The sequence below is a fragment of the Brevibacterium sp. GP-SGM9 genome (assembly GCF_047300845.1).
GTDB lineage: Bacteria > Actinomycetota > Actinomycetes > Actinomycetales > Brevibacteriaceae > Brevibacterium.
The window spans coordinates 2,085,977-2,103,983 of record NZ_CP178563.1 but is presented as its reverse complement, the minus strand read 5'-3'; the positions used below and the strand labels follow the sequence as shown (position 1 = coordinate 2,103,983).

The following is an 18,007-nucleotide window of genomic DNA, read 5'->3' as shown; positions in this document are numbered from 1 at the left end:
AGAGGCCGCCATGGTCCACAGATTCTCGATCACGCTCACCCAGCTCTCGTACTTCGCGGAGTGCGCGAAGACTCTGAACATGACGACGGCGAGCCAGGAGCTGCACATTGCGCAGTCGGCGGTGTCCACTGCGATCAATCAGTTGGAGAAGGCGCTCGGCGCTCCGCTCTTCGTTCGCCAGCATTCCAAAGGACTCGTCCTCACCCCGGCCGGCGAAGGACTGCTCCACGAGACCCGGCAGATCTTCGGGCTGATCACCGACGCGGTCGAGTCGATCCAGGCCGGGCAGAAGGAAGTCCGCGGCACGATCGTCCTCGCCTGCTTCAAGACGCTGGCCCCCTTCATCCTTCCCCAGCTCATCGGGCGGCTCAACGAACGGCACCCGGAGCTCACGGTCGATGTCGTCGAAGGTGATCACGAGGAGTGCCTGGCCGCGCTGCGCAGCGGGCGGGCGGAGATCGCACTCAACTACGACCTCACCGACGCCGACGGCATTGAGGCCCAACGGGTCGGGGAGGTGCGTCCGCACGTCATCGTCGACACGAACCATCGCCTGGCCGGGAAGAAGACCGTGAAGCTTTCTGCGCTCGCCGAGGACCCGCTCGTCCTCCTTGACCTGCCCGACAGCCGCGAGTACTTCCTCACCATTCTGCGCACCGCCGGCATCACCCCGAAGGTCAAATACCGTTCCTCGAACTACGAGACGGTGCGCTCGATGGTCGCGATGGGCCTGGGATTCTCGATCCTCAATCAGCGGCCCGACATCAGACAGACCTATACCGGGGCGAAGACCTCGATCCTCGAGATCGCCGACCCGGCACCGAGCCTCCACCTCGTCGTCTCCGCCCTGTCGCAGGCGGCCGGGACCGCGAAGGCGAAGGCCGTGACCGCGGTGATGCGCGAGATCCTCTCCGAGGCGGCCCCGAGTGAGGATTCCGCCTGAGGGCGGCTGTTCGGCCGAACATCAAGATACCCGGAAATGATTGACTCCTGTCGGCTGCATCTATCCAATAGATGCAATTGACCGTCAACAACTATTGGCATTGACACTCTCGTCTGCGGTTTGCTGGAACACGAGAGGGCGAGGCGCACCATCGCCCCACGAGCAAAGACGCAAGTGCCGTATCTGCTTATCAGACGCGGTTTTCGAGAACAGGAGTGTCCCATGCCGGGCAAGGAAACTGAGACCACCGAAGTCGTCATCATCGGCGCGGGCCAAGCCGGAATCGCAATGAGCGAGCATCTTCAGTCCAGAGGGGTGCCGCACATCGTCCTGGAGAAGAATCGGATCGCCGAGGCATGGCAGTCTCGGCGCTGGGACTCCCTCGTCGCCAACGGGCCGGCCTGGCACGATCGGTTCCCCACGCAGGAATTCGACGGCGTCGACCCCGATGGGTTCGCCACCAAGGACCAGGTCGCCGAGTACTTCCGGACCTTGGTCGAACGCAACGATCTGCCGGTGCGCACCGGGGTCACCGTGACTTCAGTGACCGAACGCGAGAACGCCCGAGGTTACCTCGTCGAGACCGATCAGGGCGCCATTGCCGCCGACTATGTCGTCGCCGCGACGGGTCCGTTCCAGACCCCGGTCATTCCGACGATCATTGACGAAAGCTCGGGAATCACTCAGATCCACTCGAACTCGTACAAGAACCCCGCGCAGCTCGACGAAGGCGCCGTGCTCGTCGTCGGCGCAGGATCGTCGGGTGTGCAGATCGCCGCCGAGATCCAACAGGCCGGCAAGAAGGTCTACCTGGCAGTGGGACCCCACGATCGCCCGCCGCGTGCCTACCGCAACCGCGACTTCTGCTGGTGGCTGGGGGCCTTGGGCAAATGGGATCTGGCTGCCCCACCCGTCGGCGCCGATCACGTCACCATCGCCGTCAGCGGTGCCGACGGCGGACACACCGTGGACTTCCGCAATCTCGCGGCCTCGGGGATCACCTTGCTGGGGCGAGCGAATTCCTTCGTCGATGGGAAGTTGCAGATCGGCTCTGATTTGGGGGCAAACATCGCCCGCGGTGATGACAACTATCTGTCCCTGCTGCGTGAGGCCGATGACTACATCGAACGCAATGGGCTCGACCTTCCTCCTGAGCCAGAAGCCCATGAGCTCGGTGCCGATCCCGAGTGCGTGACCAACCCGATCCTCGAACTCGACCTCGCCGAGGCGGGTGTGCGGACCGTGATCTGGGCGACCGGATTCGGTGTCGACTATTCCTGGCTGCACGTCGACGGCGTCCTCGACGAACGCGGATACCCGGTTCAGCAGCGTGGCGTCACCCCCGTTCCCGGGATGTATTTCCTCGGACTGCCGTGGCTGTCTCGTCGCGGCTCGAGCTTCATCTGGGGAGTGTGGCACGACGCGAAATACCTCGCCGACCAGATCGATATCCAGCGGAAATACCGCGACTATGAGCCGGACCACCAGACCGCGCTCGCCTCAGCAGCATCGTGATGACCGACAGCGCCTTCTCACGCACTCGGACAGAAACAGACTCCATCGGGAGTCTCGAGATCCCGATGTCAGCGTACTGGGGTGTGCACACGGCCCGAGCTGGTGAGAACTTCCCGATCGCGCGCCGGCCGGTCTCCGTCTACCCGGACTTCGTTCGTGCCTTCGCCTGCGTGAAGCAGGCGGCGGCGCGGGCGAACCTCGAGATCGGGGCGCTCGACGAACAGCGGGCGAACCTCATCGATGCCGCCTGTGAGGAGATCAAGGGCGGCAAGCTCCACGACCAGTTCACGGTCGGCGTCATCCAGGGAGGCGCGGGCACCTCGACGAATATGAACGCCAACGAGGTGATCACGAACCGTGCCCTCGAGATCGCGGGTCACGCGAAGGGCGACTACTCGTTCATCAACCCCAACGACCATACGAATCACAGCCAGTCCACGAATGACACCTACCCGACGGCGATCAAGATCGCACTGGCCTTCTCACTGCAGAACCTCCTGAGCGAACTCACGCTCCTCGCCGATGCCTTCGCGGCCAAGGGACGGGAGTTCTCCTGCATCATCAAGGTCGGTCGGACTCAGCTTCAGGACGCGGTGCCGATGACCCTGGGGCAGGAGTTCACGGCCTTCGCCACCACTCTGCGCGAGGATGTGCAGCGTCTCGAAGAAGCCGTCGCCCTCCTCGGCGAGGTCAACATGGGTGCCACGGCGATCGGCACGGCGATCAACGCACCGGTCGGGTACAAGGAAGCGGTGATCAAGCACCTGCGTGCCATCACCGGGCTTGAGCTCGTCACTGCCGGCGATCTCGTCGAATCGACCTCGGACACCGGTGTCTTCATCACCTTCTCCGGGGCGCTCAAGCGCAGTGCATTGAAGATGTCGAAGATCGCCAACGATCTGCGCCTGCTGTCCTCGGGGCCGCAGGCGGGTCTCGGTGAGATCAACCTGCCTGCCCGTCAGGCGGGGTCGTCGATCATGCCCGGCAAGGTCAACCCGGTGATTCCCGAGGCCGTCTCCCAGGTCGCCTACTCGGTCGCCGGAGCCGACGTCACCGTGTCCATGGCCGTCGAGGCCGGCCAGCTGCAGCTCAACGCCTTCGAACCGGTCATCGCCCATTCCCTGTTCCAGTCGATCACGTGGCTCGAGCGTGCCTGCCAGACCTTCCGCGTCAACTGCGTCAACGGCATCACCGCCAATGAGGCGGCGCTCGAGGACACCGTGGCCCGTTCCGTCACCGTCATCACCGCGCTCGCCCCGGTCATCGGCTACGCGCCGGCCGCGCAGCTGGCCAAGCAGGCATTGGCGACGAATGAGCCGATCTCCGACCTGGTGGTCGCGCAGGGGCTCCTCGACAGGGCCCAGCTCGAGGAAATCCTCAAGCCGGAACGCCTGACCGGACTGCCCGCCGATCACAGTGGTGAAAACACAGCCGACAGCGCCGAGGCGGTTCCCCGCGATGAGATGACCTCGGAGATTCCGGTGGTGCCTGAGGCTCCTGGGGCGTCATCCGCGGAGTGAGGTGGGTTCGGTGTTCCCCGGGAGTTCGCGCATGCCGCGAGATTCCGGGGTGCATCAGCTCGACTTAAGCGCCAGCGCCTCCCACGCGAAGGTCGCCACCCAATGCGAGGACATGTACTCGTCCGACACGGCCGCCTCGAGTCCCGGTGCCATGAGCCTGTCGACGCGGGTGAGCATGCCTTTGGCCTGATCGGTCAGACCAGGGGAGCCTTCTCCGCCGGCCTCGCCGATGCGTTGCAGTCGCGGTGCCAACCGCATGATCGACGCGGCCACTGACAGGCCCAGCCCGTAAAGATGACTCTGCTGACCGTCGGTTGGGTCGAGCACCTCGACCGGGGTCAGTGCCGGTGATTCGGGCGAGAGTTCAGAGAGGAAGCCGGGCAGCCAGACGGCGAGCTCATCCTCGGTGAGCAGGACGGCCATGAGGTCGGCCTCGCACAGTCCGGGAGAGAGGAAGTCGTGGCCGCTGCGTTCCTGGTGGAAGTTCCATGCACGGTCCTCGGCGAAGAAGCGACGAGCGGCACCGGCGATCGTATCGACGACATCATGGCGGTCCGCAGCTCTGGCCCCTATGAGTATGCGCCGCAGCGCGAACGCCGTGTTCGAGTGCACCCCATGCCGCACCGGTTCGGCAACCCGCGGCAGCCAGTCGCTGACGAGGGTGAATACCGTATCGGCGAGCACCCGAGTGTGCTCGGCCAACCCGCGCAGCTTCGGGACGTCACTGGTGTGGAGAACCCGGTTGAGCTCGACCGCCCACGCCCATCCGTACGGGCGCTCCCACGACGGATTGTCACGGAGGAAATCCGCCTCGGCGAGCATATTTACCTCGCTCAGATGCGAGGTGAGCACCTCGATGGCCTGATCCCGCCACGAAGCCTGACGTCCCGCCTCGGTGCCGAGCAGGGACGCCAACAAGTAGTGCATGTGCACGCTCGAATGCCAATCATAGGAATTCGCGAACGCGGGATTCTTCTCGACAGCCGGCACGATGTCGGCGAGGCTGTTCGCCGTGTGATGAGCCGCGAACGGGTAGTCGCGGGTGATGTTAGCCAGGGCCACCTCGGCGAATGGGTGAACGAATTCTTCTGGGGATGTCATGGGTCCTCTTCGGCTCGGGGTCCCCACTCTACTCGGACGACCCTGACGGACCACTAGGCTGGAAGCGCAGAGCACCCAGCACGGGAAGGAGGCGAACCGCTATGTCAGACGTCCGCGTCTTCGGCAAGACCGTCGACGAGCACACCCGGTGTGAGCACTATTCGACCGACTTCGACATCATCGCGATCTGCTTCGCCTGCTGCGACAGGTACTACCCGTGCCACCTCTGCCACTCCGAATGTGCCGACCACCAGGCCGAACAATGGCCCCGCGATCAATGGGAGCAGCCCGCCATCCTCTGCGGAATGTGCCGGAGGCAGCTGACGATCGAGACGTACAAACGCGTCGACGCCTGCCCGGGATGCGCCGCGCCCTTCAATCGTCGCTGCGCGGCGCATTCGGATCTCTACTTCGCCGGCTGAACGTCCACCACCCAGGTGACGCCGAACCGGTCGGTGAGCATGCCGAAGCCGGGGCTCCATTCTGAGGCGGCGAGCGGCTCGATGATCGCGGCCCCCGCGCTCAGCCCCTCCCAGTACGCGGCCACCTCGGCGAGGGTCTCACCGCGCACGGAGAGGAAGAACGGCCGGTCGGTGATCGTCATCCCCTGCTCGCGGCGGGCACCCGGAGCGGGCGCCGACTTGGTGGGAGAGCTGCCGGGGATGTCGTAGGCCATGACGGTGAAACCGCTCGCCGAGGTGAGGCTGCCGAAGACGATCCGATCGGCGTCCGGGGAGCCCTCCGGTGCGCCGAGCTGTTCGTAGGTGGTCGCCTGCACCTCGCCGCCGAAGACCTCCCGGTAGAAGTCGAGGGCGGCACGCGCGGTGCCGGTGAAGTTGAGATGAGTGGTCGTCGAGATGGTCATGAGTGTTCCTCTCCGTGCAGTCGCCTGCATCGTGTCAACGGCGGCCTGAGCGCCGCCGAGGCTCACTCTCACATCCGTAGAGGACAGATCCTGTCCTCTACCTGCGGCACAATTGAAACCATGACCGGACCCTCGTCACGCATGCTCGACCTGCTCTCGCTGCTGCAGGTGCGGCGGGACTGGTCCGGCGCCGTCCTCGCCGAACGCCTCGACGTGACCACCCGCACCGTGCGCCGCGACGTCGACCGGCTGCGCGAACTCGGCTACCGGATCCGCACGCTCAAAGGACCCGACGGAGGCTACCGGCTCGAAGCCGGCTCCGAACTGCCCCCGCTGAGGTTCGATGACGAACAGGCCGTGGCCATCGCGATCGCGCTGCAGAACTCCCCGCAGACCGGAGTCGCAGTCGACGAAGCGGCCGACCGTGCCCTCGCGACGATCCGTCAGCTCCTCCCGGCCCGACTGCGCACACGGATCGACCACCTGACCTTCACGACCACCGACGGGGACGACCATGCCGACCCGGGCGTCATCGAGGTGATCAGCACCGCCGTGCGCGAAACCATGGTGCTGCGCTTCGACTACGCCTTCGGGAGTGCAGACGGAACGACAACGAGCCGACCGCCTCGGCGCGTCGAACCTCACGACATCATCGCCCGCTCAAGTCGCTGGTACCTCCTCGGCTGGGATCTCGATGCCGAGGACTGGCGGATCTTCCGCGTCGACCGGATCACCCCGCGCATCCCGACCGGACCGCGCTTCCGGCCGCGGGAACTGCCGGACGGCGGTGCGACAGTGTTGCTCGAGGCCCGGTTCAAAGGCTCGGACACCGAGGACCGGTGGCCGTGCATCGGGACGGTCGACATCGACGCCCCCGCCGCCGAGGTGGCCCGCTGGCTCCACGACGCCCACGTCGAGGCGCTCACCGAGGAAACGTCTCGGGCCACCCTCGGCTCATGGTCGTGGACCGGCCTGCTCGCCCATGTGCTCCGACTCGACCGCGACTTCCGGATCCACGGGCCCAGTGAGCTGATCGATGCGGCGAGAACCCTGGAGAACCGACTGAGGAGGTCCCACCGATGACCGACACCACCCCGGAGACACCGCTCATCGTCGCCGACCTCGACGCCTGGCACGACTGGCTGATGGCCAATGATCGCTCCAGCGACGGTGTGGGGGTGCTGCTTGCGAAGAAGGGGGTCACCACGCCGACCTCGCTGAACTACCAGGATGCTCTGGAGGAGGCACTGTGCAGCGGATGGATCGACGGGCAGCGCCGCCGGTTCGATGACACGAGCTACGTCCAACGGTTCACGCCCCGCCGACCGCGATCGACCTGGTCACAGCGCAACGTCGACATCATCGAGCGCCTCGAGTCCGCTGGGCGACTGCGTGAACGCGGCCGCGCCGAGGTGGCGGCGGCGCAGGCCGATGGCCGCTGGGACCGCGCTTACCTCGGACAGTCGCAGGTGACGGTCCCCGAGGATCTGGCCACGACCCTCGCCGAGGCGCCTGCCGCCTCGGCGGCGTTCGATGCCCTCACCCGAGCACAGCGGTTCCAGGCGATGCTGCCGATCCTCACCGCACGCAGCGACGAGGCCCGCGCCCGAACCATCACTCGACTCGTCGACCGCCTGCTGCGGGCATCGCGGTCGTAAGCTGGGACCGAGTGACACCCCAGACGACCGCGCGAGAGGAACAGCCATGGACGAGCACGACCGCGCCGACACGAAGGAGCACTCTGCAGAGTCGACGGATTCCGGTGGGGACAGTCTGCTCACGGTCATCATCGCCTTCGTCGCGAACCTGCTCGTGGCCATCGCCAAGACGGTGGCAGCCGTGCTCACCGGGTCTGCGGCGATGGTCGCCGAAGCTGCGCACTCCTGGGCCGACACCGGCAACGAGATCTTCCTCATCATCGCCGAGCGCCGTGGCGGGAAGCCCGCCGATGCCGAGCACCCGCTCGGGCACGGACGCGAGGCATATGTGTGGTCGATGTTCGCCGCCTTCGGGCTCTTCTCCGTCGGCTCGGCCGTGTCGATCTGGCACGGCATCCAGTCGCTGACCGCCGACGAATCCGAGACCAGCTACCTCGTCGGCTATATCGTCCTCGGCGTCTCGGCGCTCTTCGAGGGCTTCTCCTTCATCCAGTCGGTGAGGCAGGCCCGGGGCCGCGCCCTCGTGCTGCGCCGCCACACCGTCGACTACGTGATGAACGGATCGAACCCGACCCTGCGCGCGGTGTTCGCCGAGGATGCCGCGGCGCTCATCGGCATCGCCATCGCCCTGCTCGCCATGGCACTCCACCAGATCACCGGCATCGCCGCCTTCGACGCGATCGGGTCGATCCTCGTCGGAGTGCTCCTCGGCATCGTCGCCGTCGTCCTCATGGACCGCAACCGCCGATTCCTCGTCGGCGAGACCGTCAGCCCCGCGGTGCGCGATGACCTCCTCGCCTCGATGCTTGAGAACCCAGCGATCGCCAGCGTCTCCTACCTCCACATCGAGTTCGTCGGCGCCGGTCGCGTCTACGTCGTCGCGGCCGTCGACCTCACCGGCGATGACCGGGAGAGCGCGCTCGCCGTACGCCTGCGAGAGGCCGAGGTCGAGCTCGAGAGGCTGCGAATGATCCAGGAGGTCGTGCTCACTCCCTCGGCCCCGGGGCGGGAGCCTCTCAAGGTCGGCAGCACCGACACGGGCCCCGAACAGCTGTCGTGACCAGATGATCGCCGAGGTGGGTGCACGGTGGTCGTCCGCTGCCCCGGTCCACTCCGCTGGGGTTGCGGTGAGGGAGCCATCGACGGCTTGAGCCCTCAGAGTGGCTGATCGGCGTTCTCGAGGGTCGCGAGATGTCTGTCCGCAGTGAAGCAGACGATCTTCCCTTTGTGATTCTTCGTGCGGCTGAGAATGCCTGCGTCGACGAGTTCGGTCAGGGCGCGGTAGGCGGCGGCAGGGGAGACTCGGTGAACCTCGACCACGGAGGCGATTTTCTGAACCGGCGCGCGTGAGAGGTCGTCGAGTATGGCGAGCACAACCGAACCCGCACGCGGCCGGGCAGGAGCCTTGCCGAGGCTTCGCCGGTAGGCGATGACCTCGGCGAGAACGGTGCGGTCGAGAACGTCGACATCGTGGGAGAGGGCGATCGATATCGCGGCCGCCCGCTCGAGTGATTCGGCAAACGAGATGATCCACCCATCGAGAGCTTCCGGTCCGGAACGGAATGCGGTCAGTCCGTCGATGTACGCGTCGGTGTCGTGTGAGAAGACCGTGCTGATCGGGACCAGCACATTGCGTACGGCGTCACCGCGGTGGAGCACCGTATGGATGAGAGCGCGGCCGGTTCTCCCGTTGCCGTCGATGAACGGGTGGATGGCCTCGAACTGCGCATGCGCGATCGCCGCTCTGACCACGGGATTTCCCTCGGTCGAGGTGAGGAACGCGGCGAGGTCGTCGACGAGTCTGCGCACCTCTGACTCCGGCGGTGGGACGAACTGAGCGCGCAGCGGACTGTTGCCGGGGCCGCCGACCCAGTTCTGCTCGGTGCGCAGGCCCCGGGGCAGCCGTGGCTCGATTGTGTGCTGCAGCGCCTCGATGTCGGCTGTGGTGATCGGCCGGTTCGGATCGGAGAGCTCGGCGATCGCGTCCTCGGTGGCGCGGACGTTGCCGATGACGTCGAGTGCCACGCGGTCACCCTGTTCGAGGAGCTCGGCGATCGCGAGCTTCTTCGGGCTCAGCCGATTGCCCTCGATCCACGATGAGGAGATGCTCTCCGATCTGATGAGCAGGTGGTTGAGATACCGATCGGCCGCCTCTCCGATTCGTTCGTCGAGGCGGGCGAGGGCGGTCAGGGCCTCCTCTGCGGCGGAACTCGCCGCCTTGCCGATGGCGGGCAGGTCGGTGCCGAGTTCGTCGGGCGCGAAGGCAGCGTAGGTGCCCGACGCACGATCTTTCCGGCTCAGACCATCAGGGTTCGGATGCGCCCAGGTACGCCTGATCGTTCGCGGCACGGCAGCCTCCTTCGACGGAGATAAGCTCACCACCTCGGTGAGAATATTTACTTTAGCCCGGTTAAAGTAAATATTCTAGATCGGTGTTTGACGCTGTGCCGTCCCCGCAGTGCCGCCTACTGCCCGGTCCACTGCACGGGGGTCTTCGTGAGGAAGCCCTCGACGGCGGCGGCGAAGTCCCGGCTGCCGTAGACGGTTTCGATGACATCCGAGTCATCGACGGGTCCACCCGACTGCAGTCGTCGCAGGTTCTCCTTGATCGCCCACTGAGTCAGCGGCGCTCCGGTGACGGTCCGCTCGATGAGCTCCTCGGCAGCAGTGTCGAGATCCTCGTCGACCGCGGTGAGGAACCCGGAGGCCAGCGCCTCCTGCGCGTCGACCTTCCGTGCGGTGATCAGCATCGACGCTGTCCGCGGCTCACCGAACGCCCGCACCAGACGGCGGAGCGTATTCGCCGAGAGCGTGTTGCCCAATGTTCTGGCGATCGGCACGGAGAACTTCGCGTCCGGAGAGCCGATGCGCAGATCGGCGCAGCAGGCGATGCCCAGCCCACCGCCCACACAGTGGCCGTCGATGACGGCGACCACCGGCTTCTCCACGGCTGCGAGCGCACCCAGCACCTCGTCGATCCGCTGTTCGTACGCCACTCCGTCGGCCCCGGTGAACCCGCGGAATTGGGCGATGTCCGTGCCCGCGACGAACGCTCGACCGCCGGCGCCGCGGAGCACAAGAGCCCGCAGGTTCGGATCCGCATCGACCTGTGCGCACGCCTCGGCGAGGCCCTGATACATCTCGAACGTCATTGCATTCCGGGCCTCGGGACGGTTGAACGTCACCCGCAGGGTGGCCCCGGTGATCTCGGTGAGCAGGTGCTCGCTCATGATTCGTCTTTCGTCGAGTCGTGTGATGCCGGTCCGTCGGCCGCCCGTTCGCTCGCCGTTGTTGCCCGCTCTTCGCCGGCGAACTCGGCGAGCACTCGGTCGGTGTCGGCGCCGAGCGAGGGACCGGCCGGCCCTTCGGTCAGCTGCGAGCGTGAGAAGCGCATCGGATTGCCCACTTGGGTGACCTCGCCGAGGCGGGGGTGCTCCGAGGTCCAGAAGAAGTTCCGTTCACGAAGATGATCGTCGGTGAAGACTTCTCCGTAGTCGTTGATCGGCGCGGCCGGCACACCCACACGATTCATCTCCTCGACCACCTCGGCGATGGTGCGAGTGCGCAGACGATCCTCGATGACGGCGATGAGCGCCTCCCGGTTCTCGAACCGCAGCGCGGGCTCGGCGAAATTCTCCCGGTCCTCAAGATCGGCGAGGTCGAAAGCCGAGCAGAACCGCGACCAGGTCGCCGGGGTGTTCGCTCCGATAGTGACGTAGCCGTCGGCGACCTGCACGGCCTGGTAGGGCGCCTGCGCCTGATGGGCGGAGCCGTTGGGGCGGCTGACCGCACCGGCCCCGAAGTAGCTTCCGGCCTCCCACACGGCCAAGGACACCGCGGACTCGAAGAGGGACACATCGAGGTACTGGCCGTGGCCCGACTCTTTGCGCTCGTGGAGGGCCGAGACGATGCCCAGTGCCACATAGAGCGCCGTCGTGAGATCGGAGATCGGCACGCCCACCTTCGCCGGAGGCATATCCGGGAATCCGGTGATGCTCATCAGCCCGGAGCGCGCCTGCGCCATGATGTCGAGTCCCGCCAACGGAGCGAGGGGACCGTCCTGACCCCATCCGGAGGCCGAGGCGTAGACGAGACCGGGATGGTCGCCGCGCAGCTCCTCGTAGCCGAAGCCCATCTTCCTCAGCGCCCCCGGGCGCATGTTCTCGACCAGCACATCCGCCTCGGCGAGCAGTGCGCGCAGGCCCGCGCGACCCGCATCGGACTTGAGGTCGAGAACGACGGATTCCTTGTTGCGGTTGAGGCGGATGAAGGGACTCGACTCGCCGTCGAGGAACGGACCCGAGGCGCGCATCGGATCGCCGGCGGGCGGTTCGATCTTGATCACCCGTGCCCCCATATCGGCCAGCTGCATCGTCGCGTAAGGTCCGGCGATGAAGACTCCGAGTTCGAGCACGGTGACCCCGGACAGAGGTCCCGGCTGCGGGTCCGTCGATGCTGTGTCGGTCATGGTCTCCCTCGTCGTTGTCGTGTCCTCGGCTCACATGCCCGCAGGCTCAGTCGCTCGCTGTCTCACACGCCAGCTGTCTCCGGCAGACGTGAGGCGCGGGCCGAATGCCTGCCCGCCTCGGCGGATCCGAGGAGGAGCTGCGGCAACGTGAGTCCGTTGACGTTCGCCAGATCGTTCGCCTGGATCCGACAGGAGAAGCCGTCGGCGAGGAAGATAGAATCCGGCGGGGCGTCTCTCAGCGCGGGCAGCAGGGCGTTTTCCGCGACCGCCACCGAGGTCTCATAGTGTCCGGCCTCCATGCCGAAGTTTCCGGCCAGCCCGCAGCATCCGGCGAGTTCGCGCACGCTCGCTCCGGTGCGCTCGAGCAGTGCCCGATCCGCAGCGAATCCCATCACGGAATGCTGATGGCAGTGTGGTTGGACGACCACCGTGCGGCCGGTGAGGTCGGGCACCTCGATCTCGGCATCGGTGAGCAGCTCGGCCAGGGTCGACGTCCGCGCGGCGATGAGTGCGGCCCGCGGATCATCGGGGAAGAGATCGCCGAGGTCGCTGCGCAGAACCGCGGTGCAGCTCGGTTCGATGCCGACGATGGGGATGCCCTTGCGCGCATAGGGTGCGAGCACCTCCATCGTGTGCGTGAGCTTCTTCCTCGCGCCGTCGAGCTGTCCCGTCGAGATGAGCGTGAGACCGCAGCAGGCCCCGGATTCGGGGAGCAGGATCTCGAAGCCCGCGCGTTCGAGGAGGGCCACGGCGGTGCGCGCACCCGCATCGGAGAGGTATTCGGTGAACGAGTCCGCCCACAGCAGCACCTGCCTGCCGCGTGCACTCACGGTCGACGAGCTGACGTATTCGCTCTCGACCAGGTCATCGCGCACCTCGGCAGGATCGCGAGTCTCGGCAGGATCGCGCACCTCGGCGGGGGAGACGTGGGACATGGCCCAACGGGAGAACCGGGTCTCGTTGAAGCGGACCATGCCGCGCCGCGAATCCATGCCGCCACCGGCGAGCACGAGCTTCGCCAGCGGGCGGAAGGACAGGGCGGCGTTCGCGAGCGTGCTCACCCCGGGCACCGCGGTAAGCAGTCGGCCCCAGGTGGGCAGCCGGCCCAGGGAGTAGTGGGAGAGGGGACGGAGCTTGCCCCGGTAGGTGCGGTGGAGGACCTCGGACTTGTACTGGGCCATGTCGACGCCGGCGGGACAGTCGGAGGAACAGGCCTTGCAGCTCAGGCACAGGTCGAGGGATTCGGCCACCTCGGCGCTGTCCCAGGAGTCGAACAGGCCGCCGTTCGTGACCTCCTGGAGGACCCTGGCCCGACCCCGGGTGGAGTCCTTCTCGTCCTTCGTGGCCAGGTAGGACGGGCACATGAACCCGCCGGAGCCAGAGGTGTCGGCGCGGCACTTGCCGACTCCCACGCACCGGTGGACGGCGTTGGTGAAGCTGCCCTTGTCGTGGGCGAAGGCGAAGCCGCCGGTGGTGGCGCCGATCGAGATGGCCTGCGGGCGTCGCAGGTCGGCGGTGATCGGCAGCGGATCTGCGATGATGCCGGGGTTGAGGAGATTCTCGGGGTCGAAGAGTCGTTTGACCTGTTCAAGGGCGGTGATCGCCTCGGCGGAATGCTGGAGGGAGAGCAGTTCGGAGCGGGCTCGCCCGTCTCCGTGCTCTCCGGAGGCCGAGCCGCCGTACTTCGTGACTAGGCGGCCGGCGTCCATGACGAAGTCACGGAAGACCTCGGTTCCGCCGGGTCGGTCGAAGGGGAAGTCGGTGCGCATGTGCACACAGCCGTCGCCGAAGTGTCCGTACGGCAGACCGCGGACTCCGTAGCTGCTCATCAGCTCGTCCTGCTCGCGGAGGTAGTCGCCGAGAACCTCGGGCGGCACCGCGGCATCTTCCCACCCCGTCCAGGCGGGGTCGCCGTCCTCGGTGCGACCGGCCAGACCGCCGGCGTCGGCGCGGATGCCCCACAGGGTGCTCGCCTCCTTGCCGGCCGGGATGATCCGGTAGTGCTCGGTGCCCGAATCATCGGCGATGATCTGGGCGTTCGCCACGGCCTCCTTCGCGGTGGCTCCGGCGACCTCGATGAGCAGCCAGCCGTTGCCGGCCGGGAGTTCGGGGACGGCATCCGCACCCTTGGCGGCCCGGACCATGTTCATCAGCCGCGAGTCGATGCCTTCGACCGCCAGCGGGCCGTGCGGCAGCACGCGGGGGACCGCATCGGCGGCCTCGAACATGTCCGGATAGCCGAGTGCCAGCACGGTCGGTGAGTTCGGAAGATCGCCGAGGTTGACGACCGCCTCGGTGATTGTCGTCAAGGTGCCCTCGCTGCCGACGAGGAAGCGGGCAAGGTTCGGTCCGTTCTCCGGGAGCAGATGTTCGAGGGCGTAGGCCGAGGCCTGGCGGCTGAAGCGGCCGAACTCGGTGCGGATCACGGCCAGATGCTGCGCCGCGATGTCAGCGAGCCCGGGAACGACGTCGAGGCCGTCGCCTGCGAGGAAACGGCGACCGGTGCCGTCGATGACGGTCATCTCGATGATGTTGTCGACCGTGCGACCGGCAGAGATCGCGTGGGGGCCGCAGGAGTTGTTGCCGATCATTCCGGCGATCGTCGCGCGGTTCTTCGTCGACGGGTCGGGTCCGAAGGTCAGTCCGTGGGGTTTCGCCGCCTTCTGCAGCTCGCTCATGAGCACCCCGGGCTCGACCCGAGCGGTCTTGAGCACAGGATCGATGTCGAGGATGCGATTGAGATGGCGGGAGAAGTCGATGACGATGCCCGAGCCGATGGAGTTGCCCGCCTGCGAGGTGCCGCCCCCACGGGAGGTGATCGGCACCTCGTGCGAGCGGGCGACGTCGAGGATCGCGGTGACGTCGGCACTCGTCTTCGGGAACGCGACGACCTGAGGCACGACGCGGTAGTTCGAGGCATCGACCGCGTACTCGGCGCGCCGTCGGTCGGAGGTGTCGACCGTGCCTGCGATGCTGTGAGTGAGATCTGCGATGAAGCCACTCATGGCGCTTTCACCATCCTGTCGGAAGAGAACGGATGTCGTGGAGCTGTCTGCCTGACTACCTGCCGTTGAGCTGTCTGCCGTTCGGGATCACGTGGTCGTGAGTGGGTCTACGTGCCCTTGAGGATCTCGAGTGCCGCGTCGACGCCACCGGTCCTGATCGGCACGCCGGCCAGCTGCAGTCCCATCTGCACTCCGGCCAGGGTGCCCGCGAGGGTGAGGTCGCTGAGATCGCCGAGGTGGCCGATCCGGAAGACCGTTCCCTGCAGTTTCGACAGTCCTGCGCCCAGCGACATGTTGAACTTCTCGAGAATGAGGGCTCGGAGAGCATCGGCGTCGTGTCTCTCGGGCATGATGACTGCGGTGAGGACGGGGGAGTGCTCGTTCTCGTTCGTGCACAGGACCTCGAGTCCCCAGGCTTCGACGGCGGCGCGAGTCGCTTGGCCGAAACGGATGTGCCGGGCGAAGACGGCGTCGAGACCTTCCTCGTTCAGCAGCCGCAGGGATTCCTTGAGCCCGTAGAGGATGTTCGTGCTCGGGGTGTAGGGGGTCATGCCGTTTCTGCCGGCGGCGAGCATCTCGGTCCAGTTCCACACGGACTTCGGCAGGGTCGAGGTTTCGTGGGCGGCGAGTGCCTTGTCACTGATGGCGTTGAAGGACAGCCCCGGGGGAAGCATGAGGCCCTTCTGCGAGCCCGAGACCGTGACGTCGACCTTCCATTCGTCATGGCGGTAGTCGACCGAACCGAGCGAGGAGATCGTGTCGACCATCAACAGGGCAGGATGAGCCGCCTCGTCGATGGCTGCGCGGATCTCCGGGATTCGGCTGGTCACGCCGGTCGAGGTCTCGTTGTGGACGACGCAGACGGCCTTGAAACTGTGGTCCGTGTCGGCGGCGAGGGCCTCCCGGATCTTCTCCGGGTCGGCGCCGGTGCGCCAGTCCCCGGCGATCATCGTGGGTCTGAGGCCCCATTTCTCGGCCATCGCCTTCCACAGGGAGGAGAAGTGGCCGGTCTCGTAGCAGAGGATCTCGTCGCCCGGGCTGAGGGTGTTGACGAGGGCGGCCTCCCAGCCGCCGGTGCCGGTCGCCGGGTAGATGACGACCTGATTGGAGGTTCCGAAGACTTCGGCCATGCCGGTGAGGCAGTGGGTGAAGAGCTCTTTGAAGTCAGGGCCCCGGTGATCGATCGTGGGCATGGAGATGGCGTGGAGAACGCTGTCGGGAACATTGCTCGGTCCCGGGATCTGCAGGAAATGCCGTCCGCTGGTAGTCATCGTCAAAGAATCCTCCTTGATTCCACGATGCGGTACATCACTTTCATTCGACGCTACCACAGGAGAATCGAAAGCAGAATGGGTTCTCAGCATTCCGGAATGAAAGGTCGGTTGCGGCCGATTCCTGTTTGGCGGGAAAGCCGGAAGTGGGGGTTGACGGTCGATTGTCGCTCGGGCAGACTTTCACCAAAGCGCGGAAAGATTTCCGCATTGTGGAATGTTGGAAGCGGCAATGGGGTCGTTTCCGACTGATTCACACATCGCATTGGAGCGAATTGTGTCTTTGGAAATAGCTTCGATCCTCGTCCTGGTGGCCTTATTCGTCATCGCCACCTTCGTCTCGGTCCACATGGGTGCGCTCGCCCTCATGGCGACCTTCCTCTTCGGGACATTCGTCCTCGGGGAGGACGTCGACACTTTGCTCTCGGGATTCCCTGCCGACCTCTTCCTCATTCTCGTCGGGGTGACCTATCTCTTCGCCCTGGCCAAGGACAACGGGACGGTCGACTGGCTCGTCCATATCCTCGTCAAGGCCGTGGGCGGCAGGATCGCGCTCATCCCCTGGGTGTTCTTCGTGGTCACGGCGATCCTCTCGGGTTTCGGCTCCGTGGTGCCGGCCGCAATCGCGATCATCGCGCCGATGGGGATGGGTTTCTCCAGGCGCTATGGGATCAGGCCGCTGCTCATGGGTCTCATGGTCATCAACGGGGCGACTGCGGGTGGCTTCTCTCCGCTGAGCATCTTCGGCACGATCACCAACCAAGTCGTCGAGCGCAATGATCTGCCCGGCAGTCCCGTGCTGCTGTTCCTCGCCTCCTTCGTCTTCAACTTCATCCTCGGCCTCGTCTGCTTCTTCCTCTTCGGCGGGCGGGAGCTGCTGGGCAAGCGGGACAGAGGACATGGTCTCGAGGACAAGGACGGGGTCTCCGATGACGAGCCTGTGGGTGGTGCGCCGACGGCGTCCTACCATGACCCGGAACGCCGAGCCGCTCGCCGTTCGGTTCAGACGACGATGGTCAAGGACACCGATGATGATGTACAGGTCACCAGCCTCGATCGCAATCGCGTGGTCACTCTCATCGGCCTCATCGTGTTGGCCGTCATGGTCGTCCCACCGCTCAATCAGGATGTCGGCTTCACGGCGATCAGCATCGCCGTGGTCATCTCGTTCTTCTCACCACGGGTGAGCAAGGGCGCGGTGAGCAAGATCGCCTGGCCGACCGTGCTCCTCATCTGCGGCATCGTCACCTATGTCGAGCTGATGGAACGTCTCGGCACGATCGACTGGCTGGGCAACCAGGTCGCCGGCATGGGTGCTCCGCTCTTCGCCGCGCTCATCATCTGCTTCATCGGTGCCGTGGTCTCCGCGTTCGCCTCGACGACCGGCATCCTCGGCGCACTCATTCCGCTTGCGGTTCCGTTCCTGCTCACCGGCAGCGTCGGCGAGATCGGGCTGATCATCGCCCTGGCGATCTCCTCCTCGGTGGTCGACTCGAGTCCCTTCTCGACCTCGGGTGCACTCGTCGTGGCGAACTCGCCGGAAGATCAGCGGGACAAGGTATTCAAACAGCTCATGGTGTGGGGCTTCTCCATGGTCGTCATCGCCCCGATCGTCACGTGGCTGATCTTCGTCGTCCCCGGATGGGGGTGAGGCCCGGCCG

15 protein-coding genes are annotated in these 18,007 nt (G+C 66.0%); 8 read left to right on the top strand and 7 right to left on the bottom strand.

Annotated features, from left to right (window positions below; all coding sequences use genetic code 11):
* Positions 1-10: 10 nt before the first annotated feature.
* The 3 genes from ACH82I_RS09510 (at position 11) to ACH82I_RS09500 (ending at position 3,978) form a co-directional block, all read left to right on the top strand.
* Positions 11-943 (top strand): LysR substrate-binding domain-containing protein, encoded by a 933-nt coding sequence (locus tag ACH82I_RS09510; protein ID WP_413332144.1) that lies wholly within the window; start codon positions 11-13, stop codon positions 941-943.
* Between the two features lie 222 nt (positions 944-1,165).
* Complete coding sequence (locus tag ACH82I_RS09505) at positions 1,166-2,458, top strand: flavin-containing monooxygenase (RefSeq protein WP_413332142.1); 1,293 nt, start codon at positions 1,166-1,168, stop codon at positions 2,456-2,458.
* Positions 2,458-3,978, top strand: a complete 1,521-nt coding sequence (locus tag ACH82I_RS09500) for an aspartate ammonia-lyase (RefSeq protein ID WP_413332140.1) — start codon at positions 2,458-2,460, stop codon at positions 3,976-3,978. The genes ACH82I_RS09505 and ACH82I_RS09500 overlap by 1 nt, the downstream gene beginning before the upstream one ends.
* Before the next feature lie 54 nt (positions 3,979-4,032).
* Here ACH82I_RS09500 and ACH82I_RS09495 read toward each other — a convergent pair whose 3' ends face one another.
* Complete coding sequence (locus tag ACH82I_RS09495; protein WP_413332138.1) at positions 4,033-5,079, bottom strand: DUF2891 family protein; 1,047 nt, start codon at positions 5,077-5,079, stop codon at positions 4,033-4,035.
* 101 nt (positions 5,080-5,180) lie between these two features.
* Here ACH82I_RS09495 and ACH82I_RS09490 point away from each other — a divergent pair, with 101 nt between their 5' ends.
* Positions 5,181-5,501: a CHY zinc finger protein gene (locus tag ACH82I_RS09490; protein ID WP_413332136.1), complete on the top strand. Its 321-nt coding sequence runs from the start codon at positions 5,181-5,183 to the stop codon at positions 5,499-5,501.
* Here ACH82I_RS09490 and ACH82I_RS09485 read toward each other — a convergent pair.
* Positions 5,486-5,944: a VOC family protein gene (locus tag ACH82I_RS09485; RefSeq protein ID WP_413332134.1), complete on the bottom strand. Its 459-nt coding sequence runs from the start codon at positions 5,942-5,944 to the stop codon at positions 5,486-5,488. The two genes, ACH82I_RS09490 and ACH82I_RS09485, sit on opposite strands and share 16 nt — an antisense overlap.
* Positions 5,945-6,064: 120 nt before the next feature.
* Here ACH82I_RS09485 and ACH82I_RS09480 point away from each other — a divergent pair, with 120 nt between their 5' ends.
* The 3 genes from ACH82I_RS09480 to ACH82I_RS09470 are packed head-to-tail and all read left to right on the top strand — an operon-like array spanning position 6,065 to position 8,662.
* Complete coding sequence (locus tag ACH82I_RS09480) at positions 6,065-7,027, top strand: helix-turn-helix transcriptional regulator (protein WP_413332132.1); 963 nt, start codon at positions 6,065-6,067, stop codon at positions 7,025-7,027.
* Positions 7,024-7,602 (top strand): YdeI/OmpD-associated family protein, encoded by a 579-nt coding sequence (locus ACH82I_RS09475; RefSeq protein WP_413332130.1) that lies wholly within the window; start codon positions 7,024-7,026, stop codon positions 7,600-7,602. The genes ACH82I_RS09480 and ACH82I_RS09475 overlap by 4 nt, the downstream gene beginning before the upstream one ends.
* Positions 7,603-7,648: 46 nt before the next feature.
* Positions 7,649-8,662 (top strand): cation diffusion facilitator family transporter, encoded by a 1,014-nt coding sequence (locus ACH82I_RS09470; RefSeq protein WP_413332128.1) that lies wholly within the window; start codon positions 7,649-7,651, stop codon positions 8,660-8,662.
* A gap of 95 nt (positions 8,663-8,757) precedes the next feature.
* Here ACH82I_RS09470 and ACH82I_RS09465 read toward each other — a convergent pair whose 3' ends face one another.
* From ACH82I_RS09465 to ACH82I_RS09445, 5 genes are all read right to left on the bottom strand, one after another.
* Positions 8,758-9,951 (bottom strand): Fic family protein, encoded by a 1,194-nt coding sequence (locus tag ACH82I_RS09465; protein WP_413332126.1) that lies wholly within the window; start codon positions 9,949-9,951, stop codon positions 8,758-8,760.
* Positions 9,952-10,067: 116 nt separating this feature from the next.
* Positions 10,068-10,832 carry an enoyl-CoA hydratase gene (locus ACH82I_RS09460; RefSeq protein ID WP_413332124.1) on the bottom strand — a complete coding sequence of 255 codons (765 nt, stop codon included), beginning with the start codon at positions 10,830-10,832 and terminating at the stop codon, positions 10,068-10,070.
* Positions 10,829-12,070, bottom strand: coding sequence for a CaiB/BaiF CoA transferase family protein (locus ACH82I_RS09455; protein WP_413332122.1), 1,242 nt, complete (start codon positions 12,068-12,070; stop codon positions 10,829-10,831). Before ACH82I_RS09455 ends, ACH82I_RS09460 begins: the two co-directional genes overlap by 4 nt.
* A gap of 62 nt (positions 12,071-12,132) precedes the next feature.
* Positions 12,133-15,075, bottom strand: a complete 2,943-nt coding sequence (locus ACH82I_RS09450; protein WP_413332120.1) for an FAD-binding and (Fe-S)-binding domain-containing protein — start codon at positions 15,073-15,075, stop codon at positions 12,133-12,135.
* A gap of 107 nt (positions 15,076-15,182) precedes the next feature.
* Positions 15,183-16,346 (bottom strand): pyridoxal-phosphate-dependent aminotransferase family protein, encoded by a 1,164-nt coding sequence (locus tag ACH82I_RS09445; RefSeq protein ID WP_413332118.1) that lies wholly within the window; start codon positions 16,344-16,346, stop codon positions 15,183-15,185.
* Positions 16,347-16,563: 217 nt separating this feature from the next.
* On the opposite strand from ACH82I_RS09445, the gene ACH82I_RS09440 reads away from it, so the two are divergent.
* A complete protein-coding gene (locus tag ACH82I_RS09440) occupies positions 16,564-17,997 on the top strand; it encodes an SLC13 family permease (protein ID WP_413332116.1) in 1,434 nt (477 codons plus the stop codon).
* Positions 17,998-18,007 lie beyond the last annotated feature (10 nt).